Source organism: Ensifer sp. ENS02, from assembly GCF_014851885.1.
Taxonomy (GTDB): Bacteria; Pseudomonadota; Alphaproteobacteria; order Rhizobiales; family Rhizobiaceae; genus Ensifer; species Ensifer adhaerens.
In genome coordinates, this window is record NZ_JACVAO010000003.1 from 401,518 (window position 1) to 425,671 (window position 24,154).

The 24,154-nt window shown below is 64.0% G+C and carries 23 protein-coding genes and 1 pseudogene; 10 read left to right on the plus strand and 14 right to left on the minus strand.

The window, feature by feature from the left end; translation table 11 throughout:
* Nucleotides 1–174: 174 nt before the first annotated feature.
* From IB262_RS09270 to IB262_RS09285, 4 genes are all read right to left on the minus strand, one after another.
* Nucleotides 175–759, minus strand: coding sequence for a YigZ family protein (locus IB262_RS09270; RefSeq protein WP_112974833.1), 585 nt, complete (start codon nt 757–759; stop codon nt 175–177).
* Between the two features lie 220 nt (nt 760–979).
* A complete protein-coding gene (putA, locus tag IB262_RS09275) occupies nt 980–4,687 on the minus strand; it encodes a trifunctional transcriptional regulator/proline dehydrogenase/L-glutamate gamma-semialdehyde dehydrogenase (RefSeq protein ID WP_112974834.1) in 3,708 nt (1,235 codons plus the stop codon).
* A gap of 186 nt (nt 4,688–4,873) precedes the next feature.
* Nucleotides 4,874–5,188 (minus strand): YkgJ family cysteine cluster protein, encoded by a 315-nt coding sequence (locus IB262_RS09280; protein ID WP_034797263.1) that lies wholly within the window; start codon nt 5,186–5,188, stop codon nt 4,874–4,876.
* A 40-nt stretch (nt 5,189–5,228) separates the two neighbouring features.
* Nucleotides 5,229–6,035, minus strand: a complete 807-nt coding sequence (locus IB262_RS09285; protein ID WP_112974835.1) for a phosphodiesterase — start codon at nt 6,033–6,035, stop codon at nt 5,229–5,231.
* Between the two features lie 200 nt (nt 6,036–6,235).
* Between IB262_RS09285 and IB262_RS09290 the strand changes: the two genes are divergently transcribed.
* Nucleotides 6,236–7,270, plus strand: a complete 1,035-nt coding sequence (locus IB262_RS09290; protein WP_034797259.1) for a proline racemase family protein — start codon at nt 6,236–6,238, stop codon at nt 7,268–7,270.
* A gap of 92 nt (nt 7,271–7,362) precedes the next feature.
* Here IB262_RS09290 and IB262_RS36660 read toward each other — a convergent pair whose 3' ends face one another.
* A complete protein-coding gene (locus IB262_RS36660; protein ID WP_309139233.1) occupies nt 7,363–7,701 on the minus strand; it encodes a tetratricopeptide repeat protein in 339 nt (112 codons plus the stop codon).
* Nucleotides 7,678–8,223 (minus strand): annotated as a pseudogene (locus IB262_RS36665) (sel1 repeat family protein); the annotation flags it as partial. The gene IB262_RS36660 and the pseudogene IB262_RS36665, both read right to left, overlap by 24 nt.
* Nucleotides 8,224–8,433: 210 nt before the next feature.
* Here IB262_RS36665 and IB262_RS09300 point away from each other — a divergent pair.
* On the plus strand, nt 8,434–9,057 hold the full coding sequence (locus IB262_RS09300; protein WP_060607322.1) for a FecR family protein: 624 nt from the start codon (nt 8,434–8,436) through the stop codon (nt 9,055–9,057).
* A gap of 48 nt (nt 9,058–9,105) precedes the next feature.
* Here IB262_RS09300 and IB262_RS09305 read toward each other — a convergent pair whose 3' ends face one another.
* From IB262_RS09305 to IB262_RS09315, 3 genes are read right to left on the minus strand one after another with little or no spacing between them, the layout of a single operon-like run.
* Entirely contained in the window at nt 9,106–10,968 is a 1,863-nt protein-coding gene (locus tag IB262_RS09305; protein WP_112974836.1) for a CHASE2 domain-containing protein, read from the minus strand.
* A 5-nt stretch (nt 10,969–10,973) separates the two neighbouring features.
* Nucleotides 10,974–11,678, minus strand: coding sequence for a Crp/Fnr family transcriptional regulator (locus tag IB262_RS09310; protein WP_034797255.1), 705 nt, complete (start codon nt 11,676–11,678; stop codon nt 10,974–10,976).
* Nucleotides 11,626–11,835, minus strand: a complete 210-nt coding sequence (locus tag IB262_RS09315) for a hypothetical protein (protein ID WP_192493520.1) — start codon at nt 11,833–11,835, stop codon at nt 11,626–11,628. Before IB262_RS09315 ends, IB262_RS09310 begins: the two co-directional genes overlap by 53 nt.
* Before the next feature lie 106 nt (nt 11,836–11,941).
* On the opposite strand from IB262_RS09315, the gene IB262_RS09320 reads away from it, so the two are divergent.
* Complete coding sequence (locus IB262_RS09320; RefSeq protein ID WP_034797251.1) at nt 11,942–12,364, plus strand: DoxX family protein; 423 nt, start codon at nt 11,942–11,944, stop codon at nt 12,362–12,364.
* A 73-nt stretch (nt 12,365–12,437) separates the two neighbouring features.
* Here IB262_RS09320 and IB262_RS09325 read toward each other — a convergent pair whose 3' ends face one another.
* Together IB262_RS09325 and IB262_RS09330 are read right to left on the minus strand one after the other, a co-directional pair.
* Entirely contained in the window at nt 12,438–12,866 is a 429-nt protein-coding gene (locus tag IB262_RS09325; RefSeq protein WP_060519841.1) for an RbsD/FucU family protein, read from the minus strand.
* On the minus strand, nt 12,866–14,098 hold the full coding sequence (locus IB262_RS09330; protein WP_060519843.1) for an ROK family transcriptional regulator: 1,233 nt from the start codon (nt 14,096–14,098) through the stop codon (nt 12,866–12,868). The genes IB262_RS09325 and IB262_RS09330 overlap by 1 nt, the downstream gene beginning before the upstream one ends.
* A gap of 342 nt (nt 14,099–14,440) precedes the next feature.
* On the opposite strand from IB262_RS09330, the gene IB262_RS09335 reads away from it, so the two are divergent.
* The 7 genes from IB262_RS09335 (at nt 14,441) to IB262_RS09365 (ending at nt 21,112) form a co-directional block, all read left to right on the plus strand.
* On the plus strand, nt 14,441–15,466 hold the full coding sequence (locus tag IB262_RS09335) for a sugar ABC transporter substrate-binding protein (RefSeq protein ID WP_034797243.1): 1,026 nt from the start codon (nt 14,441–14,443) through the stop codon (nt 15,464–15,466).
* 198 nt (nt 15,467–15,664) lie between these two features.
* Nucleotides 15,665–16,750: an ABC transporter permease gene (locus IB262_RS09340; RefSeq protein ID WP_034797242.1), complete on the plus strand. Its 1,086-nt coding sequence runs from the start codon at nt 15,665–15,667 to the stop codon at nt 16,748–16,750.
* Nucleotides 16,750–17,532, plus strand: a complete 783-nt coding sequence (locus tag IB262_RS09345) for an ATP-binding cassette domain-containing protein (RefSeq protein WP_034797240.1) — start codon at nt 16,750–16,752, stop codon at nt 17,530–17,532. The genes IB262_RS09340 and IB262_RS09345 overlap by 1 nt, the downstream gene beginning before the upstream one ends.
* Nucleotides 17,529–18,149 carry a nucleoside triphosphate hydrolase gene (locus IB262_RS09350; protein WP_112974839.1) on the plus strand — a complete coding sequence of 207 codons (621 nt, stop codon included), beginning with the start codon at nt 17,529–17,531 and terminating at the stop codon, nt 18,147–18,149. The genes IB262_RS09345 and IB262_RS09350 overlap by 4 nt, the downstream gene beginning before the upstream one ends.
* A 186-nt stretch (nt 18,150–18,335) precedes the next feature.
* On the plus strand, nt 18,336–19,373 hold the full coding sequence (gene pyrC / locus IB262_RS09355; RefSeq protein WP_112974840.1) for a dihydroorotase: 1,038 nt from the start codon (nt 18,336–18,338) through the stop codon (nt 19,371–19,373).
* Between the two features lie 27 nt (nt 19,374–19,400).
* The gene (locus tag IB262_RS09360; RefSeq protein WP_043618867.1) at nt 19,401–20,093 is read left to right on the plus strand and encodes an orotate phosphoribosyltransferase; all 693 of its coding nucleotides are present in this window, start codon (nt 19,401–19,403) and stop codon (nt 20,091–20,093) included.
* Nucleotides 20,094–20,185: 92 nt separating this feature from the next.
* Nucleotides 20,186–21,112, plus strand: coding sequence for a carbohydrate kinase (locus IB262_RS09365; RefSeq protein ID WP_034797231.1), 927 nt, complete (start codon nt 20,186–20,188; stop codon nt 21,110–21,112).
* Nucleotides 21,113–21,115: 3 nt separating this feature from the next.
* Here IB262_RS09365 and IB262_RS09370 read toward each other — a convergent pair whose 3' ends face one another.
* The 3 genes from IB262_RS09370 to pgi all read right to left on the minus strand — a co-directional run bounded on the left by IB262_RS09370 (nt 21,116) and on the right by pgi (nt 24,064).
* Nucleotides 21,116–21,328, minus strand: a complete 213-nt coding sequence (locus IB262_RS09370; RefSeq protein WP_034797229.1) for a helix-turn-helix transcriptional regulator — start codon at nt 21,326–21,328, stop codon at nt 21,116–21,118.
* 3 nt (nt 21,329–21,331) lie between these two features.
* Nucleotides 21,332–21,886 (minus strand): DUF2975 domain-containing protein, encoded by a 555-nt coding sequence (locus tag IB262_RS09375; protein ID WP_034797227.1) that lies wholly within the window; start codon nt 21,884–21,886, stop codon nt 21,332–21,334.
* Nucleotides 21,887–22,438: 552 nt separating this feature from the next.
* The gene (gene pgi / locus IB262_RS09380) at nt 22,439–24,064 is read right to left on the minus strand and encodes a glucose-6-phosphate isomerase (protein ID WP_112974841.1); all 1,626 of its coding nucleotides are present in this window, start codon (nt 24,062–24,064) and stop codon (nt 22,439–22,441) included.
* Nucleotides 24,065–24,154 lie beyond the last annotated feature (90 nt).

The window sequence follows — 24,154 nt, forward strand, 5'->3', positions numbered from 1 at the left end:
GCTGTCTCCTGTTTGTGCGTCGCGGATCATACGCTGGCTGGGGCGCTTCTAATATGACTGTTCGGATCGAGTAAATTAGCGCGGGACGTGGCGCAGGATACCGCGCACATTTTTCGGCAGTGACCCGCTCGTTACGGTCGGTGCTGCGTCGTGGGGTTTCTCGGAGCTGAGGGGCTAGTCGTCCAGCGAAACCACGGCCTTGCCGCGGCTGAGGTCAAGGACCATGGCGAGGATCGCCTCCGCCTCGTCCTTGCGAAGCTCTACCGTCAGCACAGGCCCCTTGTCGGTGAAGCTCTCATTGATGATCGCCACATCGCGCGCGAGAAGCCGCGCCTTGATCAGCGCCATGTCGGAAAAGTCGAGGGCGACGGTGGCGCGCACGGTCTCGATCATCTCGATCTTTTCCGCCGCCCTGAGGCACAGCGCCGCCGTGCCGCCATAGGCGCGCACCAGGCCGCCGCTCCCGAGCAGGATGCCGCCGAACCAGCGGGTGACCACGACCGCGACGCGGTCGAGCTCCTGGCCGTCTATGGCCGCGAGGATCGGTTTTCCGGCCGTGCCGCTCGGCTCGCCGTCGTCACTGAAGCGATAGGCCTGGCCGATGCGCCAAGCCCAGCAATTGTGGTTGGCGGTAGGATCGGAATGGGCGGCGAGGAAGTCTTTTGCCGCCTGTTCATCGGTAATGGGCGCGGCAAAGGCCAGAAACCGGCTCTTCTTGACGTCCTGGTTTGCCGTTTCGATGCGCTTGAGGGTGAACATGGCTGCTTCCGTTTCTCAGACGCTGATAACGGATTGTTGGGGGCGGCGCCACGGTGGATGCAGCTTGTGCTCTGGTAGATGCGGTCACGATGGAGACCGCACACACTTCGCCATTGTCCCGGAACGAGTGCAGGGGCGAGGACGCCCTATTGGTGGAATGTCAGTCAGTTTAGCCCTCTCCCACGACGGGGAGAGGGCGATTCACAAGATATGGAGCCGATCAGCCGATCGCCATCAGGCTGGCATTGCCGCCGGCCGCTGCTGTGTTGATCGAGGTCGAGACCTCCTCGAGCAGCCAGTTCAGGCAATAGGCGTCGGGGTTCTTGACGATCTCTTCGCTCGAAGCCGCCTGGACGAGAACGAGCGGCCCGGGAAGGCCGGCGATCGTCTTGCTGACTTCGCGCACGCGGGCGCCGTCACCTTCGACGAGCGCGCCTGCGAACGGACCGTCGGCGGCCCAATCCTTCGACCAGGAAAGGCGTGCGGCGACGCTCGCCGGCAGATCCTTCAGCGAAGCCTGCAGACCGGAAGCCGCGTCGACGACGACGGTGTTGCCGGTCGCAAGGGCGGCACCCAGCTGGTGGTAGAGGCCGGTTTCGGTGGTCGGAACCAGCAGCACGCGGCCACGCGGATGCAGCGCATAGAGGTTGCGCTCACCGACCGGGCCCGGAAGCTCGGAGTGGAGCCCGAGGGCCGAGTTGCTGCCGGCGGTACGGGCGGCTTCGGCTTCCGCCTTTTTACCCTTGCCGTCGAGCCACTTGGCGAAGTCGAGCAGAACAGGATCGGTGTGGACCGAGCTGTGCTGCGGCGGGACCGGGGCGGTGGCGACGAGGCGGCCGAGATAGAGCGGGCCGCCGGCCTTCGGGCCGGTGCCGGAGAGGCCACGTCCGCCGAAGGGCTGAACGCCGACGACGGCGCCGATGACGTTGCGGTTGACGTAGAGGTTGCCCGCCTTCACCCGCGAGGTGACGTGGGCGATGGTCTCGTCGAGGCGCGTGTGCAGACCGAAGGTGAGGCCGTAGCCGGTGGCGTTGATGTCGTCGATCAGCCGGTCGAGATCGTCGCGGCGGTAGCGGATGACGTGCAGAACCGGACCGAAGACTTCGCGCTTGAGGTCCGAGAGCTTGTCGAGCTCGATGATCGTCGGCGGCACGAAGGTGCCCTGTTCGGTGCCGGAAGCAAGGCCGATCTGCTCGACCTTGCGGCCGAGGCCGCGCATGGCATCGATGTGCTTCTCGATGATGCCCTTGGCCTCAGCGGTGATAACAGGGCCGACATCGACCGAGAGCCGGTCGGTGCGGCCGATCTTGAGCTCATGCAAAGCACCCTTCAGCATCGAAAGCGTGCGGTCGGCAACGTCTTCCTGCAGGCAGAGAACACGCAGCGCCGAGCAGCGCTGGCCGGCGCTGTCGAAGGCCGAGGCGATGACGTCGCCGACGACCTGTTCGGCAAGTGCCGAGCTGTCGACGATCATGGCGTTCTGGCCGCCGGTTTCGGCAATCAGCGGGATCGGCCGGCCGGCCGGCGACAGTCGATCGGCAAGCTGCGCCTGGATCAGGCGGGCGACTTCGGTCGAGCCGGTGAACATCACGCCGGCGATCTCAGGCGCGGCAACGAGCGCCGCACCGATGCGGCCGTCGCCGGGGAGCAGCTGCAGCGCGTCGGCGGGAATGCCGGCCTCGTGCAGAATGCGCACGCCTTCGGCGGCGATCAGCGGGGTTTCTTCAGCGGGCTTCGCCAGCACCGGGTTGCCGGCGACGAGCGCGGCGGCAATCTGGCCGGCGAAGATCGCCAGCGGGAAGTTCCATGGGCTGATGCAGACGATGGGACCAAGCGCCTTGTGAGCCGGGCCGAGCGTGCGACGCGTCTGTTCGGCGTAGTAGCGTAGGAAGTCGATCGCTTCGCGCACTTCGGCAATGGCGTTCGGCAGCGACTTGCCGGCTTCGCGGGCGATGAGGCCAAGCAGGGTCGGCATGCGCGCCTGCATCAGGTCGGCAGCGCGGGTAAGGCAGGCGGCGCGCTCGGCGGGCGAGACGGCGGCCCAGCTCGCGGCGGCCTTGGCGGCAAGCGTCGCTGCCTGGCGGGCGTCGGCTTCCGATGCCTCGGTGACCGAGCCGACCACGTCGCGGTGGTCGCCGGGGTTGACGACGGCGCGGGTTTCGCCGGAGGCAGGCCCCGTTGCCAGCTGCGGAACGGCCTTCCAGTTAACCGTCGCACTTGCCTGGAGCGCTGCGGTCAGCGAGGTCAGGCCGGCTTCGTTCGAAAGGTCGAGACCGGCGGAGTTGCGGCGCGTGTCGCCGAAGAGGTTGTCGGGCAGCGCGATCTGGTCGTGCGGTGCGCCAACGACCGGCATCGCGCGCACGATCTCGACCGGATCGGCAATCAGTTCGTCGACCGAGACCTTCGGGTCGGCGATGCGGTTGACGAAGGAGGAGTTCGCACCGTTTTCGAGCAGGCGGCGAACGAGGTAAGCCAGCAGCGTCTCATGGGTGCCGACCGGCGCGTAGATCCGGCAGGGACGGTCGAGATTGCCCTTGCCGACCACTTCGTCATAGAGCGGCTCGCCCATGCCGTGCAGGCACTGGAACTCGTACTTGCCGACCTTGAAGTCCTTGCCGGCCATTTCGTAGATGGTCGCCAGCGACTGGGCGTTGTGGGTCGCGAACTGCGGGAAGATCACGTCGGTTGCAGCCAGCAGCTTCTTGGCGCAGGCGATGTAGGAGACGTCGGTGTAGATCTTGCGGGTATAGACCGGGAAGTCTTCGAGACCGTCGAGCTGCGCGCGCTTGATCTCGGCGTCCCAGTAGGCGCCCTTGACGAGGCGCACCATGACGCGGCGGCCGGCGCGGCGCGCAAGGTCGATGATGAAGTCGAGCACGTAGGGGCAGCGCTTGCCATAGGCCTGGACGACGAAGCCCATGCCGGCCCAGCCGGCGAGATCCTTGTCGAGGCAGAGTTCTTCGAGCAAGTCGAGCGAAAGTTCGAGACGGTCGGCTTCCTCGGCGTCGATGTTGAGGCCGATGTCGTATTTCTTGGCGATAACGGCGAGCGCCTTCACCTTCGGCAGAAGCTCATCCATGACACGCGACGCCTGCGAACGGGCGTAGCGCGGGTGCAGCGCCGAAAGCTTGATCGAGATGCCGGGGCCTTCATAAATGCCGCGGCCGGCCGATGCCTTGCCGATGGCATGGATCGCCTGCTCGTAGTCGCGGTAGTAACGCTCCGCGTCGGCAGCCGTCGTCGCCGCTTCGCCGAGCATGTCGTAGGAATAGCGGAAGCCCTTCTGCTCGAGTGCGCGCGAACGGCGCAGCGCCTCGTCGATGGTTTCGCCGGTGACGAACTGTTCGCCCATCATGCGCATTGCCATGTCGACGCCGCGGCGGATGACCGGCTCGCCGCAGCGGGCGATCAGGCGGGTGAGCGCGGCGGAAAGGCTGCGGTCGTTGACGGTTGAGGTCAGCTTGCCGGTGACGACGAGACCCCAGGTGGCGGCGTTGACGAACAGCGAGCGGCCACCGCCGATATGCGACTTCCAGTCGCCGTCGGCGATCTTGTCGCGGATCAGCGCGTCACGCGTCGCGGTGTCCGGAATGCGCAGCAGCGCTTCGGCCAGGCACATCAGCGCCACGCCTTCCTGGCTGGAGAGCGAATATTCCTGCACGAGGCCTTCGACGCCCGAACCCTTGTGCTTGGCGCGTAGCGCTTCGATCAGCTTGCGCGCCGTCTTGGCGGCGGCCGCGCGGGTGGTGGCGTCGAGCGTTGCGGCTTCGACCAGCGCCGGCAGCGCTTCCGTTTCCGGCCGGCGGTAGGCGGCGGTGATCGCCTGGCGCAGCGTGCTCTGCGGTCGGACTGGCGGGGCGAACTCGGCAAAGGGAGCCTGAGGCGCGCCGGTCTCTGCAGTGGTCTTGTGAAGCGGTGTCTGGCTCATCGAGCGCTATCCTCCGGGAAGCGGTTTTGAAGGCGCGGCGCGCCCTCGATCGTGGGCGGAAAATACGCTTCCTTTCGCCGTACATCCATCCGGCAAATTTGATCTTTGGCGGAATGTTTCACCGTCCCACGCGCACGGCGCCGCAGAGGATGCGGAATGTTCGCAATATCGCCGGATGATCCGGTGTTATGCGGCCTTGCCGAAATGCTTCTCGCGGGCCATCAGGCACTCGTCATCGCCCGGCATGCAGGTGCGACAGACGATCGGTCGGATCGCGTAGATCTTGCAGCCGACATGGTCGCCGAGCTTGCCGTTGAGCGCCAAGCAGCGATCGTCCTCGCAACGCATGCCGCCGAGATCGGCGGACACATACTCCGCCGGGATCAGGTCGAGCTCCTCGTCCGTCTCCAGCGAGAAACGCGGCCAGTCGGCCGAATAGGCGCAGCAGGCGCCGCAGCTCTGGCAATCGAAGCTTTCGTCGAGGGATACGGGTTCGGTCATGCCGTCAAACTAGCATGAAGGCCGTGCGTTCGAAATGGCCTTACGCGATGGCGGCATCCCGGCGAGCGATCTCGTAGTCCTCCGTATGCACCAGCACGCCATCGGCGGTCACGACAGCGATGCCATAGGCCGCCGGTTCGTCGACCGACAACGACGCGTCTGGTGCATCGAAGGGCATCGGCTGCTGGTGCACCGGGCTCTTGAAAACCGAGAAGGGAATGCCGCGGGAAGAACCGCTGATCGTGCGGTGCACATGGCCGGCGAAGATGTGCCGGACATTGCGGTGCCGTTTGACGAGATCATAAAACTCCGCCTCGTTGGCGAGCCGGATCATGTCCATGCCGCTAAAGCCGGTCCTGTGCGGCGGGTGATGCATGAAGATGAGCACCGGCCGGTCGCCGGCATCGGCCAATTGCCGGTCGAGCCAGGCGAGACGCTTGGCGCAAAGTACGCCGGCATGGCTGGTCGGATAATCATAGGGCGGGGCAAACAGCGTATCGAGCAGGAGGACGCGGCAATCGGCAAAATCGATCGCCTGCTGCACGAAGCCGTTCTCGTCGGTCTCGGCATCGGCAAAGACGTCGCGGAACACCTCGCGCCGGTCATGATTGCCGATGGTGATGGCGACCGGCGGCGTAAGCTGATCGATCAGCCGCTTCAGGCGCTCGTAGGACGCGCGGTCCGCGTAGTGGGTGAGGTCGCCCATGAAGACCACCCGGTCTGCGTCCGCATGGTAGCGGTTGACATGCGCGATGCCGTTGGCCAGCCGCTGATGGGGGTCAAGGCCGATGATTGTCGTACCCTCGGGCACCATATGCAGGTCGGTGAAGATGATCAGCTTTGTCATGGAGTCCCAGTGGGTTGCGTCCGATTGGCCCAAGCTGTCGCGCCGACGGGCGTGCGTCAAGCCGCATCTTTGGGCTCGACAGACGAACTGCGGCCCGCGGTTTTTCTTGCGGGCGCGCGCGGAAAGCGGTAATGCAGGCGCATCTGATATATCAGCCATGGTCGTCGCTAAGGCTATGGCAAACGCGTTGGAGAAACGGCATGCGGTGGAAGCGCACGATCCAGTTGCTGGACGTTCATTGCGAGGGTGAAATCGGCAAGGTCGCGATCGGCGGTGTGCCGAAGATCCCGGGCAACTCGATCGCCGAGCAGCTCAACCATATCAACACGGTCGATGACAGCCTGCGCCGGTTCCTGTGCCTGGAGCCGCGCTCCGGCTCGATCGGATCGGTCAACCTTCTGGTGCCGCCGAAGCGGCCGGAAGCCGATGCCGGCTTCATCATCCTGCAGGCCGACCAAGCCCATGCCATGTCCGGATCGAACTCGATCTGCGTCACGACCGCGCTCTTGGAATCCGGCATCATCGAGATGAAGGAACCCGAGACCGTCGTCATGCTCGACACTGCCTCCGGCCTCGTCAAGGCGACCGCCACCTGCCGCGACGGCCGCTGCGAAAAGGTGAAGCTGACGATGGTGCCGTCCTTCGTGCATGAGCTCGACGTCGAGGTCGACACGCCGAAGTGGGGCAAGATCAAGCTCGATCTCTGCTACGGCGGCATCTTCTACGCCCTGGTCGATGTCGGCCAGATCGGTACCACGATCGACAAGGCGAACGCCCGCGAGATCGTCGAAGCCGGCATGATCCTGAAGGATATCGTCAACCGCACCATCCCCGTCGTTCATCCGGAAATCCCGGAGATCAAGGGCGTCGCCTATGTGATGTTCCGCGATGTCGAGGCTGACGGCACGATCCGCACCTGCACCACGATGTGGCCGGGCCGCGTCGACCGCTCGCCTTGCGGCACGGGCAGCTCCGCCAACCTTGCGACGCTGCATGCGCGCGGCAAGGTCAAGGTCGGTGACGTCCTGAAGTCCCGCTCGATCATCGGTTCGGAATTCGAAGTGGGCCTCGAAGGGGTCACGACTGTTGCCGGTCGCGAGGCGATCATCCCGACCATTGCCGGTCGCGGCTGGACCTTCGGTCTGCACCAGGTGGCGCTCGACCCGTTCGATCCGCTGGCCGATGGCTTCGCGCTCACCGATACCTGGGGGCCGCAGGCAGGCGAAATCCGCTAGTCGGCCGCGTTCTTAGGGGGTGTTCTAAACGAAAACGCGGGCCGAAGATCATGGGATCTCCGACCCGCGTGGCCCTTGGGAGGCGTGTTCGATTACTTGATGCGGCTTGCCTTGGGGAGCATGGCTGTCTCAAACCCATCGCTTACGCTGAGTGCGGCGAGCTTCTGGCCGGCAAACGCATCGCCTTCATTGGCGGCCTTGCGGAAGATTTCCCGTGCCGCGGGGATGTCCTTGTTGATGCCTTCGCCGTTCTCGAGCATCAGGCCGAGATTGACCATAGCATCGACATTGCCCCTGTCGGCGGCCAGCCTGTAGAACTTGGCGGCCTTCGCGTTGTCCTCAGCGACCAGCTTTCCTTCGTCCAGGATGACCGCGAGATTGAAGGCGGCGACGTCGTCGCCGGCGAGGGATGCCCGCTCGAACCATGCGATCGCGAGTTCGCCGTTGACCGAGGTTCCCATGCCGTCGCGATAGGAGACGCCGAGATTGTAGGCGGCGAGAATGTTGCCGGCGGCGGCCGCCTTCTGGTTCAGCGCGAATTCAGTCGCCGTATCGCCTTCTTCGCCGACGAGAACGGCATAGTTGGTCATGGCCAGCGCGTGGCCATGTTCGGCGGCTTCGCCGAGAATGCGTTGCGACTGGATCTTCTGGCCGGCCTTGTCGAGAACGCGGGCCAGCTGAAACTCGGTGCGGGCGCCACTCTTCTGGTTATAGGCCTCGCGGCAGGCCGACAGCGCGACGCCGATCTTGATGTCCTCAGTGGCAACGGCCGGGAAGGCCATATTGCGTTGCAGGTCGAAAATGCTGCCTGCCTCGCGGTCGCAGATGTCGGCTGCGGAAAGCTCGGCGGCGCGGGCTGAAGGAAGTGCGATCGCAGCAACCGCCAGCAAGCTGACGACAGCCAGGAATACGGCGTTGATGATGCGGGTGCCGGATGCGCTGCGATTTTCCATGAAGCTCTCCCTTCTCTTGACGGTGAACTTATCCCTGCTCGTTGAAGACGGCTGTTCCGGCGGGAACAGCCCGGCAACGAAAGCTCGGGCGAAGTGGGGAGGGATTGCTGCGGGCCGGCCCTGCGCCCGCTTGCATCCGGGAGCGCCGGGGCTATCCTCGCAAGGCGGCAGCGATACGGGAGATAAGCGATGGAAGATCTGGCAGCGTCGATGCGCAAGATGCTGGTGAGCCGGCGCGTCGTCGTCGGCGGTCTGTTGCTGACGGCGGTCGGCGGTGGTGCTACGCCCGCCTGGGCAGGCTCAGCCCTTGGCGAGGCAACGGAGATCCGCGGCGATGTCCGGCTGAGGCAGGCAAAAAAGGATAAGCCACTCGCCGTCGGCGGTCAGCTGTTCGAGAACGACCGCGTGCACACGAACGCCGAGAGTTTTGCAACCTTGAATCTGGGCACGGATACGCGCGTGCTTCTGGGCGCCGAAACCGAACTGCTCGTCGATAGCTTCATTGCCGGGCAGGGCGGCACGCTCGAGCTTGGAACGGGTCGCATGGTCTTCGACCGGCCCGAGGGGCTGCCGAAGGTCGATGTCGCCGTCCGCACGGCCTTCGGCATGATCGGCGTGCGCGGCACCAAGTTCTTCTGTGGTCCGAGCCGGGCCGCCTTTGCCGTCTTCGTCGAACATGGAAGCGTCTCGGTCGCGCGCGGCGGCGTAACCAAGATCGTCGCTGCGGGGCAGGGGGTGGAGTTTCATCATCGCGGGGACGCCCCGAGCGAGCCCGCCAACTGGGGCGAGGCGCGCATCAAGGAGGCCTATGCCACCGTCGGCCTGACGCGCTGAGCTGACGCCGACATTATCCGAAGCGGCGGGTGCAGACGGCGCGCCGCCTCAGTCGGCGACCGTGAACAGTTCCATCGTCGAGAACCCGCGGATCTCGTGGCTGCCAAGCGGGCGAAGCGGCCTTTTGCTTTCCTGAGCGGCAGCGGGCCCGACGCAGATCGCCGTGCCGAGAAACTTGTTTGCCTCCTGAAGGCGTGCCGCCAGATTGATCGCATCGCCGTGGGCCGTGTAGTCGAGCTTGCCGCCGGCGCCGACCTCGCCGACGACGGCCGGTCCGGTCTCGATCCCGATCCGCGTCCGGCCGAAACCGTTGGAGGCGAACTGCGGACGCCTGCGCATCTCTTCCGTCAGCGCATGGATCGCCTTGGCGCAATCGATGGCCCTGTCGACATGATCAGCCAGATCCTCCGGGGCGTTGAAGAACGCGTGCACCGCATCGCCCACCACCTTGTCGACCATGCCGCCATGGTCGGCTACCAGCGCGTTGACTTCGGCAAAATAGATGTCGAGCAAGGCGATGAGCTCCCGCGGCTTGAGCCTCTGCGACAGAGTGGAAAAGCTCTCGATGTCGGTAAAGAGCGCGGTCACCTGGCGCTCCTCGCCAGCCATGCGGGCAAGTCCGGGATTGTCGATGTAGCGGGCGACCACCGACTGCGGCAGATATTGCGAAAACTTCTGCCGGGCCGTCGCTTCCGCGCGCCGCACCTGGGCAAATTGCAGGACGCTGGTCACCGCGAGGACGGCAATAAGCGCGACCGAGACGCTGACGGCATCGATGAGCCAGCCACTGCCATCGTAGACGACGGCAGCTGCAGCGACCGTGACGGCGACGGTGCAGAGGCCGAGCGCCGCCGATGTCAGCGGCCGCAGGCGGGTGGCGGCAAAGGCGATGCCGAGGCCGGCGACAAGTGCGGCCACGGCTTCGGCAAGCGGCAATCGGCCGTCGCGCTGCGGCAGGAAGCCGGTCATGATTGCGTTGGCGATGTCGGCGTGGATCTGCACCGAGGGTTCGAGCGGCATCGAGGCGCTCGGTCTGAGGCCTCCGAGGCTTGGCAGGCTGCTGCCGATCAGCACGAGTTTGCCGGCGAAGCGCTCGGGCAAAGCCTTGCCGGACAAGACGTCGGCCGCCGAAACCGTACGTTCGCTGAGCCGTTCCTGGGGACTTGCGACGAAACGCAGGCTTCCGGTGTCGTCGAGCAAGATCGTTTGCCCGTCGATGCGCATCCAGGCCGGCTGGCCGCCGAGGATGGGCGTGCCGCCGCCCCGCATCTGCCGGGCCGCTTCGATCGCCAGCGTCGGATAGGCGTCGTTGCCGAGGATGGCATAGGCCTGAACCCGGCGTATGCGCGCATCCTCGTCGCCGACGAGAAACGAGGCCGCCGCCGCACCCGCCTGATCCATGAAGGCCCGGCACGACGTTTCCGCGCCGTCGAGAAACCACAGTTCGGGCGCGGTGAAGGGTCGGCTGAGCGCCAGCGGCGGCACGGGACGCGGCCGCTCCTGCACCGTATCGGCGACCAGAAAACCGAGAACGACGGCGGTCTTCGAAAGTGCCGCGGCAAGCGCCGGGTTGCCGTCGGAGCTGGGGTCGCAATCGGCGCTGAAGACGAAATCGACTGCAATCACCTTGGCGCCCGCGGTCGCAAGTCGCGACAGAAGCTCGGCGGTCGCTGTCCGGTCCCATTCACTCGAAGGGCGCGACTGGTGGGCCTGCCGGTCGATGTCGACGACGACGAGGTCGGGCGACTGGGGGGCAGGAACCCATTGCGTCAGACTGTCGAAGAACAACTCGCGCTGGGTTTCGAACAGCGGTCCGGCGTAGAGATAGAGTGCTATGGCCGCAAGCAGGCTCGTGAGGCAACCGCCGGCGAGCGGTGTGAAACGCAAACGCCGGCGCGGCTCAACGACCATGCGGTCTAGTCCTCCTCGGGGTCAGCGATGCTCTGCAGGCGACCGACCTTGCAGGCGATGATGCCTTCGTTGCGCTTGATCGCGCCGCTCTCCTCAAGCCACTGGATGGCGCGGTTGACCTTGGGCCGGCTGGCGCCGAGCACGCCGGCGATGTCCGTCTGGCTCATGGTCAGCCTGAGATTGGCACTTTCCGGCAATTCGTTGCCGTGGATCTGCCGGAGGGTCGCGAGGAAGAAGCGCGCCACCCGGGCGTTGAGGTCGTAAAGCGCGATGGTTTCCAGCCGCTCCGTCGTGTCGCGAAGCTGGGCGCAGAGAAAGCGGATGACCGCTTCGGCCGCCTCCCGTCGATTGGTGACGATGTCGAGAAAGGCCTTCTTGCCGATTACATAGCCCTCGGAGGCGGTCGTGGCGGTCGCATCGGCCGAACGGGTCTGACCGTCCAGCACCGCCATCTCGCCGAAGATCGCGCCGGCTTCGTGCTGGCGCAGCATCAGTTCGCGGCCCTGCGGCGTGATCAGCGACAGCTTGATGCGCCCGGAGATGACGACAATCATGTAGTTGCCTTCGTCGCCGCGCTGGAAGATCACGGTGCCGGCCGGCCATTTCCGATAGGTCGCGATATTGGCAAGTTCGGCGATAGCGTCCTTGTCGAATTCTTCAAAGATCGGAAACGAGCGCCAGAATGCCGGGCTCCTGTTGATTTCGTTCATGACATTCCCCCGCGCGGCGTCCCCTGCCGCGCCGAAATTCTTCGCCCAGCCGCTCCGTCGTTGCAACATAAAAGAACGAGGCGCTGTCGTTGTAGTTCCGCATTACCTTGCAGTCCTGCGTCGAGAAGTGGCCGATAGAAGGTTGACGATGCGTCATCGGCGTTTCATTTTTGTGAACGATCTGTCGCCCGCGCAACGGCTAGATGATTTTGAAAATACTGATACTTCTGTTGCCAACGAACCGTTTCTCACAGGAGTCTTCCATGTCTCAGAATGTTGTCGTCCTCGTTGGACGCATCCTGCTTTCGATCATGTTTATCACGGCCGGTTTCGGCAAGCTCACCGATCCGTCGGCGACCGCCGGAATGATCACCGGTGCCGGCTGGCCCGCGCCGACGCTGCTTGCCTATCTCGCCGGCGCCTTCGAACTGGTTGCCGGTCTTGCCGTTCTCGTCGGTTTCCAGACGAAGATTGCGGCCTACCTGCTGGCGGCGTTCACGCTCGTGACCGCCTTCGTCTTCCATAGCGGTGCGATCAACATTCCGACCTTCCCGCCGGAAGCCAACGGCCTGCTGAGCGTCTTCAACAGCCTGATGATGATGAAGAACATCTCGGTCGCCGGTGGCTTCCTCGTGCTCGCCGCCTTTGGCCCGGGCGCGCTGTCGATCGACAAGCGCGGCGCCTGAGGCACGGATTTCACTTGGTGAAATGCAAGGCCCGCCGGTTCGCCGGCGGGCTTTTTTCGTTGTGTGCGAAGTCTCAGGGATAAATCACGCCCTTGCGCAGGATGACGTTGCCGTAAAGCCGTGGCTCGCTCGTCTGGACCACCGTGTGGGCGGCCCTGACGCGCGGATAGAAATCGGCGCCGAGCAGAGGCACGACGCGGCGGTTCGGTTCGTGCTTGCCGCAGCACGCGACGATCTCTTGGTGGACCGGGTCGAGCGTGTCCTTGTCCTGTTTGACAGTGGCGCGGAAGATCGCCTCGGGCACAAAATCGTCGATCGGCAAGACGCTCAAGATAGCGTCGAGCACGGGGATCAGCGGGTGCCCGTCGAGCCGGATGAGACGGCGCGCATGTTCCTGGCCGGGGTAGTTGCCATCCACCAGCGCGATCTCGTCGCCGTGGCCCATCGCTCGCAGCGTTGCGAGCAGTTCGGGACTGAGGATCGGGTTTAGGCCTTTCAGCATCAGCCGAGCTCCTTGAAGAGGACATTGGTGTCGAGCAGGTAGCGGGAAAAGAGCGGCAGGCTCGCGCCGCCGATGGCGCGCGCATGGCTGCCGACCATGCCTTCCACCAGTTCGGGAATGGTTACACCCTGAAGGTCGAGGTCGTAGAGCGCCTTGCGCGTGGCGGAAAGCAACCGCGCCCGCACCCAGGGCGGGAAGCCGCCGTCGATGACGACGGCCGAGAAGTCGACGATCGAAACGGCGGAGACGACGGCCTGGGCGAGGGCTGCGCCGCAGTCGTCGATCCAGATGTCGAGCGGTTCGCCGAAGTCGATCCAGTCGTCGGCCGAGTACCAGAGCGGCCGCGGATCGATGCCGCGTTCGCGCAAGAGGTTTTCGAGCACGAAGACCGAGGCGATCTTGAGCAGCTGGATGGTTTTGCCGTCCTTGCCCGAGACCGGCAGCGGACCGACGGCGCCAGCCGTTCCTGTTCGCCCGGAGAAGAGTGCGGAGTTCAGCACAACGCCGCCGCCGATGAACGAGCCGATATAGAAATAGACGAAATCCGGATAGCTGGCGCCGACGCCGAAGGCGAGCTCGGCACCGCAGGCGCTGGTGCCGTCGTTCTGCAGAAACACCGGATAGGTGGTACGGGCAGCGACCGCCGCCTGCAGGTCGACGTCGCGCCACCTGTTCATCTCTTCGCGCGGCGCGCCCACTTCTTCGGCCCAGTTCCAGAGCTCGAAGGGGGTGGCGATGCCGATGCCGGCGATGCGCTTGCGCTGGTCGGGGCCAAGCTGCTGTTCGAGCTTCGCCATGCCGGAAATGATGAAATCGACGAGATCGCCGGGCAACGGATAGGGATGCACGTGGTGCAGATGCAGCCGGATGTTGCCGACGAAATCCATCAGCACCAGATCGGCGCTGCGCCGGCCGATCTTGACGCCGAAGGAATAGACCGCGTCTGGGTTGAGCCGCATCGGCGTCGAGGGCTGGCCGACCTTGCCTCTGACAGGATCGCCTTTGACCAGAAGGCCGTCGCTTTCGAGCGCGCGCATGATCACCGAAACGGTCTGCGCCGACAGGCCGGAGCGCCGGGCGATGTCTGCCTTGGAGAGGCCGCCGTGGCGCCGGACAAGCGACATGACCAGCCGTTCGTTATAGGCGCGCACGCGCGTCTGGTTGGCGCCGCCGCTCGGGTCGATGACTTCAGGTTGCGTCGGTCCCCGGTCGGGGCCGTCTGTCAGTGACATGCCACCGTCTCCTCCCGTTGGCATTGGATTATGTGAGCGGGATACGGGCGCAAACCGCCTGCATAGTTCCTCATCCCGTTCTGCCGCCCGCTTGGCGCGGGTCTCTTGTTTCCACTTGTCGCGGCTCTGTCAATTTGGTCGGCGCGCCAATCCTCCGGTGGAGCGCTGTCATCCCAAGAATGCCACATCGAAATAATAATTCAATTTGATTTATTTATTGACACCCCGGAAATTTAGTGTTTGTTTTTGTCTCGGAAGCGCCAGTTGCAGCGGAGGAGAATGCTGCGGTGGTGTAGCCAGGGCCGGTCCGCCGGCGCGATTTTCAATCCTTGGGAGGATTTCATGAAGAAGACTGTTCTTTCCGCTGCTTTTGGCGCGCTGTCGCTTGGCGTTGTCTTCGCCATGCCCGCGCAAGCCGCCGATGTCGGCGCCTGCCTGATTACCAAGACCGACACCAATCCCTTCTTCGTCAAGATGAAGGAGGGCGCGACTGCCAAGGCCAAGGAACTCGGCGTGACGCTGAAGTCCTATGCCGGCAAGATCGATGGCGACCATGACAGCCAGGTCGCCGCGGTCGAATCCTGCATTGCCGATGGCGCAAAGGGCATCCTGATCGCCGCCTCCGACACCAAGGCGATCGTCGATCAGGTCAAGAAGGCGCAGGAAGCCGGTCTGCTCGTGATCGCGCTCGACACGCCGCTTGATCCGGCAACCGCTGCCGATGCGACCTTTGCCACCGACAACCTGCTCGCCGGCAAGCTGATCGGCCAGTGGGCAGCCGCCACCATGGGTGATGGTGCCAAGACCGCCAAGATCGGCTTCCTTGACCTGACGCCGTCGCAGCCGACAGTCGACGTTCTGCGCGACCAGGGCTTCATGATGGGCTTCGGCATCGACACGAAGGATCCGAACAAGATCGGCGACGAGGACGATCCGCGCATCGTCGGCCACGACGTCACCAACGGCAACGAGGAAGGTGGCCGCAAGGCGATGGAGAACCTTCTGCAGAAGGATCCTGATATCAACGTCATCCACACCATCAACGAGCCGGCTGCCGTCGGCGCCTATCAGGCGCTGAAGGCCGTCGGCAAGGAAAAGGACGTGCTGATCGTTTCGGTCGACGGCGGTTGCCCGGGCGTCAAGTCGGTCGCCGAAGGTGTCATCGGCGCAACCTCGCAGCAGTACCCGCTGATGATGGCGGCTCTCGGCATCGAGGCGATCAAGAAGTTCGCCGATACCGGTGAGAAGCCGAAGCCGACGGAAGGCAAGGACTTCTTCGATACTGGCGTCTCGCTCGTCACCGACAAGCCGGCAGCCGGCGTCGAATCGATCGATACCAAGGTCGGCACGGAGAAGTGCTGGGGCTGATTGCCCGCCTTCTACTGTCACCATGTAAAGGCAACGGAAGGGCGGCCCCGGCCGCCCTTCGCGTAAGCGCCGATGTCTTTGACAAGGCGACGAAAACCGCGCAGCTTTTAAAGAGTGCTATTGCCCGCGTCATTGTGGGCGGGCTGTGCACGACACCATCGCAACCCCTTGGGAGTGGGGTTCACGGGAGGAAGGTCCATGGGCGAGCCCAACACAGCCGCGCAGCCATCCCAGGAATTCGAGAAAGTCCTGGTCAACAGTTCGACGCAGGTCGCGTCGTTCGATACGCATGACAAGACAGCGGTCCAGAAGATCCAGCATTTCCTGCATTCGACGCCGGCCGCCGTGCCGTTCATCGTGCTGATTGCAGCGATCCTGATCTTCGGCATCGCCATCGGGGGTAAGTTCTTCTCGTCCTACACCCTGACCCTGATCCTTCAGCAGATCGCCATCGTCGGCATTCTTGGTGCCGCACAGACGCTGGTGATCCTGACCGCCGGCATCGACCTTTCGATCGGTGTCATCATGGTGCTGTCGGCTGTGATCATGGGCAATTGCGCCGTCACCTACGGCCTTCCGGCACCGATCGCGATCTTCATCGGCTTCGTCGTCGGCGGCGCCTGTGGCTTCCTCAACGGCTTCCTCGTTTCCAGGGTCAAGCTTCCGCCGTTCATCGTCACGCTCGGCACCTGGTATGTCATCATGTCGACGAACTTCATCTATTCGGCCAACGCGACGATCCGCGAGGCCGACGTAACGGCCGTCACCCAGATGCTCCACCTCTTCGGCGTCAGCTTCAAGGTGGGCTCCGCCGTCTTCACGCTCGGCGTGGTGATGATGGTCGTGCTGGTCTTCGGCCTCTGGTACGCGCTCAATCACACCGCCTGGGGCCGCCACCTCTATGCCGTTGGCGACGATCCGGAGGCGGCGAAGCTCTCGGGTATCCGCACCAGCCGCGTGCTTCTGAGTGCCTATACGCTTGCCGGCCTGATCGCGGCACTTGCCGCCTGGGTCTCGATCGGCCGCAACGGCTCGATCTCGCCGTCTGCAGCCGTCACCGACTATAATCTGCAGGCCATCACCGCAGCTGTTATCGGCGGCATCTCGCTCTTCGGCGGCCGCGGGTCGATCCTCGGCACACTGATCGGCGCGATGATCGTCGGCGTCGTCTCCATGGGGCTCAACATGCTCGGCGCCGATCCGCAGTGGAAAGTCTTCCTCACCGGCGTCTTGATCATCACCGCCGTCGCAATCGACCAATGGATCAGAAAGGTAGCAGGCTGATGGCTCAGGAACCCATTCTCACCGCGCGCGGCCTGGTCAAGCGTTACGGTCGCGTCACCGCCCTCGATCATGCCGATTTCGATCTCTATCCCGGCGAGATCCTCGCCGTGATTGGCGACAACGGTGCCGGCAAGTCCTCGATGATCAAGGCGATCTCCGGCGCCATCACGCCGGATGAGGGCGAGATCCGGCTTGAGGGCCAACTGATCAACTTCCGTTCGCCGATGGAAGCGCGAACAGCCGGCATCGAAACGGTCTATCAGAACCTGGCGCTGTCGCCGGCGCTGTCGATCGCCGACAACATGTTTCTCGGCCGCGAAATCCGCAAACCCGGCATCATGGGCAAGCTCTTCCGCACCCTCGATCGCGCGGAAATGGAAAAGCGGGCGCGGGCGAAACTGTCCGAGCTCGGGCTGATGACGATCCAGAACATCAACCAGGCGGTGGAAACGCTCTCGGGCGGCCAGCGCCAGGGCGTGGCCGTGGCCCGGGCCGCGGCCTTCGGCTCCAAGGTGGTGATTATGGACGAGCCGACGGCGGCACTCGGCGTCAAGGAAAGCCGGCGGGTACTGGAGTTGATCCTCGACGTGCGCTCGCGCGGCCTGCCGATCGTCTTGATCTCGCACAACATGCCGCATGTGTTCGAGGTGGCCGACCGCATCCACGTTCACCGTCTCGGCAAGCGGCTCTGCGTCATCAATCCGAAGGAGCATACGATGTCGGATGCGGTTGCCTTCATGACCGGGGCGAAGGAGCCGCCGCGCGAGGCGCTTGCGGCATGAATGTCGAGCCGATTGCAAACGAAATCCTGAAACGGGCGGCCGGTGCCGCCCGCTTCGTCGTCGCCATCGCCGGGCCGCCCGGTGCCGGGAAGTCGACGCTGGCCGAGGCGCTGGCCGAAACCCTGGTTGCCGGCGGCGAAAGGGCGGCGGTTCTGCCGATGGACGGCTTCCACATGGACAATGCCGTTCTTGAGGAAAAAGGTCTTCTCCCACGGAAGGGATCGCCGGAGACGTTCGACGTCAGGGCTTTTCTTTCGACGGTCGCCGCGGTGCGCGCCAATGACGGCGAGGTGCTGGTTCCGGTCTTCGACCGCTCGCGCGAGATCGCGATCGCCTCTGCCAGGATCGTTGCGCCCGAGACCCGCATCATCCTGGTCGAGGGCAACTACCTGCTGCTCGACGAGGCGCCGTGGGACAGGCTCGAAGGCGCCTTCGGTTTCTCGATCTTCATCAATCCCGGCGTGGCAGAACTGGAGCGGCGGCTTTTGCAGCGCTGGTTCGATCACGGCTATGACGAGGAGGCGGCGAAGCGCAAGGCTCTCGGTAACGACATCCCGAACGCGCATCGCGTGGTCGACCATCAGCGGGCGGCGGATCTGGTGCTTGCGGATTTCTGAGCGATGGTCGGATTGCGGATTGTGTTTGCGGGCGCATTGGTGATATCGAGACGCGGTTCCACCACATGAGAAACCGCCCGCCACCCGCGTACCCGCCGGCTCGCAAAGCTGCGCGCGCGGATCGGGCGCGAGCCCGGGGCTGCGGTTTTCCGTCTGCGCCTGCTCTGACCTAGGAGAACGCTGACCATGCAAGACCTCGTTATCCGCCGCCCGGATGATTGGCACCTTCATTTGCGCGACGGCGACATGCTGAAGGGCGTTATCGCCGATACCAGCCGCCATTTCGCCCGCGCGATCATCATGCCCAACCTGGTGCCGCCTGTCGTCACGACCGCAGACGCCTCCGCCTATCGCGAACGGATCGTCTCGGCGATCCCGGCCGGGGACCGGTTCGAGCCGCTGATGACGCTCTACCTGACCGCAGGCACCAATCCCGACGACGTCGAAGCCGGCCACAAGAGCGGTCTCGTCAAGGCGGTCAAGCTCTATCCGGCAGGTGCGACGACCAACTCGCACAGCGGCGTGCGCAACATCGACGAGGCGATGCCGGTGCTGGAGCGCATGGCCAAGATCGGCCTGCCGCTCTGCGTGCATGGCGAAGTCACCAGCTCGGACGTCGACATCTTCGACCGCGAGGCCGTGTTCATCGAGACCGTGCTCGATCCCTTGCGCAAGCGCCTGCCGGAACTGAAGGTGACGATGGAGCACGTCACCACCAAGGACGGCATCGACTACATCAAGGCGTCGAAGGCGAACCTTGCGGGTTCGATCACCACCCATCACCTGATCATCAACCGCAACGCCATTCTCGTCGGTGGGATCAAGCCACACTATTACTGCCTGCCGGTCGCCAAGCGCGAGAACCACCGCCTGGCATTGCGCGCGGCTGCCGTCTCCGGCGACAAGCGCTTCTTCCTCGGCACGGACTCCGCACCGCACGTCGATCCGCTGAAGGAATGCGCCTGCGGCTGCGCCGGCATCTACACCTCGATCAACACCATGAGCTGCCTGGCGCATGTGTTCGAAGAGGAGGGCGCGCTCGACAAGCTCGAAACCTTCGCCTCGCTGAACGGTCCCGCCTGGTACGGGCTGCCGGTGAACGAGGAAACGATCACGCTCAGGAAACAGGCAGAGGCTGTCACTTATCCCAAGAAGATCGAGACCAGTGCCGGTCCGGTCACCGTTTTCGATCCGATGTTCCCGCTGCACTGGGCCGTCGTTTGATCGCTTGAAGTTTTGAAGGAGAGTTTGATGTTTTCCAACGCGTTCACCGACAAGGCCGTCATGGCCGAGCTGGTCGCCAAGATGCTCTGGGAGATCAAGGCCGTGCATTTCAGCGCCGACAAGCCCTACAAGCTGTCGTCCGGCATGGCGAGCCCCGTCTATATCGACTGCCGCAAGCTGATTTCCTATCCGCGCATCCGTTCGGCGGTGATGGATTTTGCTGCAGCGTCGATCCTGCGCGAAGCCGGTTTTGAGAAGTTCGACGTGGTTGCAGGCGGCGAAACCGCCGGCATTCCCTTCGCCGCCATGCTTGCCGAACGTCTCGGTCTGCCGATGATCTATGTGCGCAAGGCGCCCAAGGGCCACGGCCGCAACGCCCAGATCGAAGGCCATATGCCGGAAGGCGCCCGCGTTCTCGTCATCGAGGACCTGACGACGGCTGGTGGCTCGATGTTCAAGTTCATCGACGCGATCCGCGCAGCCGGTGGCATCGTCGACCACGGCATTGCGCTCTTCTACTACGACATCTTCCCGGAAGCGGTCGGCGAGATGAAAGGCAAGGGCGTCGACCTGCACTGGATCGCCACATGGCGCAACGTGCTTGCGGTCGCCCGCGAGCAGAAGCTGTTCGACGAAAAGACGCTCGGTGAGGTCGAGGCCTTCCTCAACGCGCCGCTCGCCTGGTCGGGCCGCAACGGCGGCGTCAGCGCCTTGGCGTAATCTCTGGCGAGGCCCCGGTTCTGCCGGGGCCTCGTAGCGTCTTCAGTCATAATTTTTAAATCGATTGAAAATCTGTCGAGGAGGATAAGCCGATGATCGTATGCTGCGGAGAAGCGCTGATCGACATGCTGCCGCGGGACACGACCGCGGGCGAGAGTGCCTTTGCGCCCTATGCTGGCGGCGCGATTTTCAACACGGCGATCGCCCTTGGCCGCCTCGGCATCCAGACCGGCTTTTTCACGGGTCTCTCCGACGACATGTTCGGCGATATCCTGCGCGACACGCTGAAGGCGGCGAATGTCGATTTCGGCCCCTGCGCGACGCTCTCGCTGCACACGACGCTTGCCTTCGTCAAGCTGGTCAACGGCCATGCCAGCTACGCCTTCTTCGATGAAAACACTGCCGGCCGCATGATCACCCGCGAGCACCTGCCAACGCTCGGCGATTTCTGTGAGGCACTGCATTTTGGCGCGATCAGCCTCATCCCCGAGCCCTGCGGCTCGACCTACGAAGCATTGATGACGCGCGAGCATGAAAAGCGGGTCATTTCTTTCGATCCGAATATCCGCCCCGGTTTCATCAAGGACCGAGAGGCTCATCTCGCCCGCATGAACCGCATGGCGGCGATGTCCGATATCATCAAGTTCTCCGACGAGGATCTTGCCTGGTTCGGCATGGAGGGCAGCCACGACGATCTCGCCGCCGATTGGCTGAGGCGCGGCCCCAAGCTGGTGCTGATTACCAAGGGCGCCGATGGCGCCGTCGGTTATACCGCCCGCCACAAGGTCGAGGTTGCCGGTGAGCGCGTGACCGTGGTCGATACGGTCGGTGCCGGCGACACTTTCGATGCCGGCGTGCTGGCATCGCTGAAGCTCGCCGGTCTCCTGAGCAAGGCCGATGTCGCCGGCCTCACTGAAACCGCCGTTCGCAACGCGCTGGCGCTCGGCGCCAAGGCGGCGGCCGTCACGGTCTCGCGCGCAGGCGCCAACCCGCCGTGGAAGCATGAAATCGGTCTTTGATCGTTAGTCCGGGTCCGGGCGGTATTCCAGGATATCGCCCGGCTGGCAGTCGAGTGCTGCGCAGATCTTTTCCAGCGTGTCGAAGCGCACGCCCTTCACTTTTCCGGATTTCAGCAGCGAGATGTTCTGCTCGGTGATCCCCACCTGTTCGGCAAGATCTCGTGAACGAACCTTGCGTTTCGCCAGCATCACATCGAGATTGACGACAATCGGCATGCGCTAGACGAAGCTCCTGTTCTCCGCCTCGACCCCCGATGCGATGACCATGACATGGCCGAGGCCGACGACGAGCCCGGCCATCAGAAGCACGATCATCGTGCCGCCATTGATGTCGAACATCACCGCATGTCCCGTGGTGCCCGGGTTGTCATAGGTGACAGCGAGGATGCCGATCCCATTGCTGACGGTCATGCACAGCGAGCCGAAAAGGGCGGTCAGTCCCACCCGCCGCAACAGCACGCCATTGCGGCCGGACAGGATCTCGCCGCGCTGGAAGCTGTCGAAAAGCTGCCAGGCGAATGCGAGGCCGGCAATGACGAGCGCGTTGTTGATCGCGGCCAGAAAGGCGACGGTCCCGATGGCTCGATAGGACAGAGTGATGATCTCGACCCGAGGGAAGACGATGTCGCGAACGCCCTGTTCGAAGCCTTGCCGGTCGAAGAAGATCTGCCAATGCGTGTAGACGACCGCCGAACAGAACAACGCTCCGCACAATATGATCATGAGCTTCATGAAGCGGCTGAGCTTGCGCAGCCTCTCGGCGGAGTTCGTCATACAAAGTTCCTTATCGTTTCACTTGTATTTTTATCGTAAAACAATAAATAATTGCCGTCAATTGTGATGTTGGATGCGGCCCTGGAGCTTTCCTGGCAGGAGGGGAGCGCGCCTGCGGAAAGCCAGAGCTATGCGCTCGACGTCCACGCGGGCAGTGTGCCGGCTGCGGCGCTCGCGAGCCGCCGGGAGAAACACTCTATGTTCTGGCTCTCGGCGAAGCGGATGCCGCGCGTTTGCGGCTGTTGCAGGAAAAGATCGCACGCTCGAAACGGGGCGAGCTTAACCGCGGCAGCCTGTCGGCCGGTTCTCCGGACGTTGCTGGCGTGGCGCCTTCCCGTCAGGCCGAAAGGTCATGGTCAATGCCTGGATGCAGATGGGGTCGGACACGGACTATTTTCTGCTGCTGTCGAAGCTCGATCTGATGGAGGTGCTGAAACCCGGCGCCACGACGTTGCCGGGTTGTGCAAAATGACGAGGCCCGAGGCGCGACAAGCGCCTCAGGCCTCTATCGTCTGGAGCGGTGCGGTTCCGGGGAGAACCGAGCGGATTTGTTTAATGGGCGGCTTTCAGCAAGGCTGCCACCAGACCCGCTGTCGACGAATCGTGACCATCGGCGCTTTCCTTACCTTCGACGACGGGAAGCAGGCCGGTCGCCAGCTCCTTGCCGAGCTCGACGCCCCACTGGTCGAAGGAATTGATGTTGAAGAGCGCGCCCTCGACGAAGACGCGGTGCTCGTAAAGCGCGATCAGGCGGCCGAGCGCGAAGGGATCGAGCTGGTCATAGACGATCGTCAGCGACGGGCGATTGCCGGTGAAGACGCGGTGCGGCGCAATCTTGTCGGCCTTGGAATCGGCCATACCCTTGGCGGTCAGCTGCGCCTTGGCTTCCGCGAGCGTGCGGCCCTTCATCAGCGCTTCCGACTGGGCCAGGCAATTGGCGATCAGCAGCTCGTGCTGGTGACGCAGGTTCTTCTCGTGGCCGTTGGCGGCAATCATGAACTCGGCGGGAATGACGTCCGTGCCCTGGTGGATCAGCTGGTAGAAGGCGTGCTGGCCGTTGGTGCCGGGCTCGCCCCAGACGACCGGGCCGGTCGAGTATTCGACCGGCGTGCTCTCAAGCGTCACCGCCTTGCCGTTCGATTCCATATCGAGCTGCTGCAGATAGGCGGGGAAGCGCGACAGGCGCTGGTCATAGGGCAGGATCGCCCGCGACGGGTAGCCGAGCACGTTGCGATGGTAGAAGCCGAGAAGGCCGAGCAGGACCGGTATGTTCTGACGGATCGGTGCGGTGCGGAAATGTTCGTCTATGGCGTGGCCGCCATCGAGGAAGCGGCCGAAATTCTCCTTGCCGACGGCGATCATCAGCGGCAGGCCGATCGCCGACCAGATCGAGTAACGCCCGCCGACCCAATCCCAGAAGCCGAAGACGCGGGCCTGGTCGATGCCGAAGGCGGCGACCTTGTCGAGCGCGGTCGAAACGGCTGCGAAGTGATGGCCGACGGCGGCCTCGCCGAGCTTGCCGGCGATGAAGGCGCGGGCGGTCGCCGCGTTGGTCATCGTCTCGATGGTGGTGAAGGTCTTCGAGGCGATGATGAAGAGCGAGGTTTCCGGATCGATCAGCTTCAGCGTATCGGCGATATGGGCGCCGTCGATGTTGGAAACGAAGTGCAGGCGCGGGCCGTCGTGGAAGGGCGCAAGCGCCAACGTCGCCATGACAGGGCCGAGGTCCGAGCCGCCGATGCCGATGTTGACGACGTCGGTGATCTTCTTGCCGGTCGCACCTTTCAGCGCGCCCGAGCGGATGCCGTCGGCAAAGGCGCCCATGGCGGCAAGCACGCCGTTGACATCGGGCATCACGTCCTTGCCGTCGACGAGGATCGGGCGGTTGCCGCGGTTGCGCAGCGCCGTGTGCAGCACGGCGCGCTCCTCGGTGATGTTGATGATGTCGCCGCGGAACATGGCGTCCCGCTTCTCCTCGACCTTGGCGGCCCTGGCGAGCGCCTCCAGTCCGTCCAGCACCTTGTCGTTGACGGCGCATTTCGAATAGTCGAGCAGCAGGTCGCCGAGCGTGGTGCTGAAACGCGCGAAACGTTCTGCGTCGGCGGCGAAGGCCGCGCGGATATCGGTTGCGTTGGTTTGAGCGGCGGTGGCTTTGAGTTGGTCGACAAGCGCTTTCATCGCGGGGCTCCTTGGTCGGACAGGGGTGTCGGACAATCGCCTGCGTAGCTATTCGCTTTAAGTGGACCAAATCAAGACTGGAAAACCGCC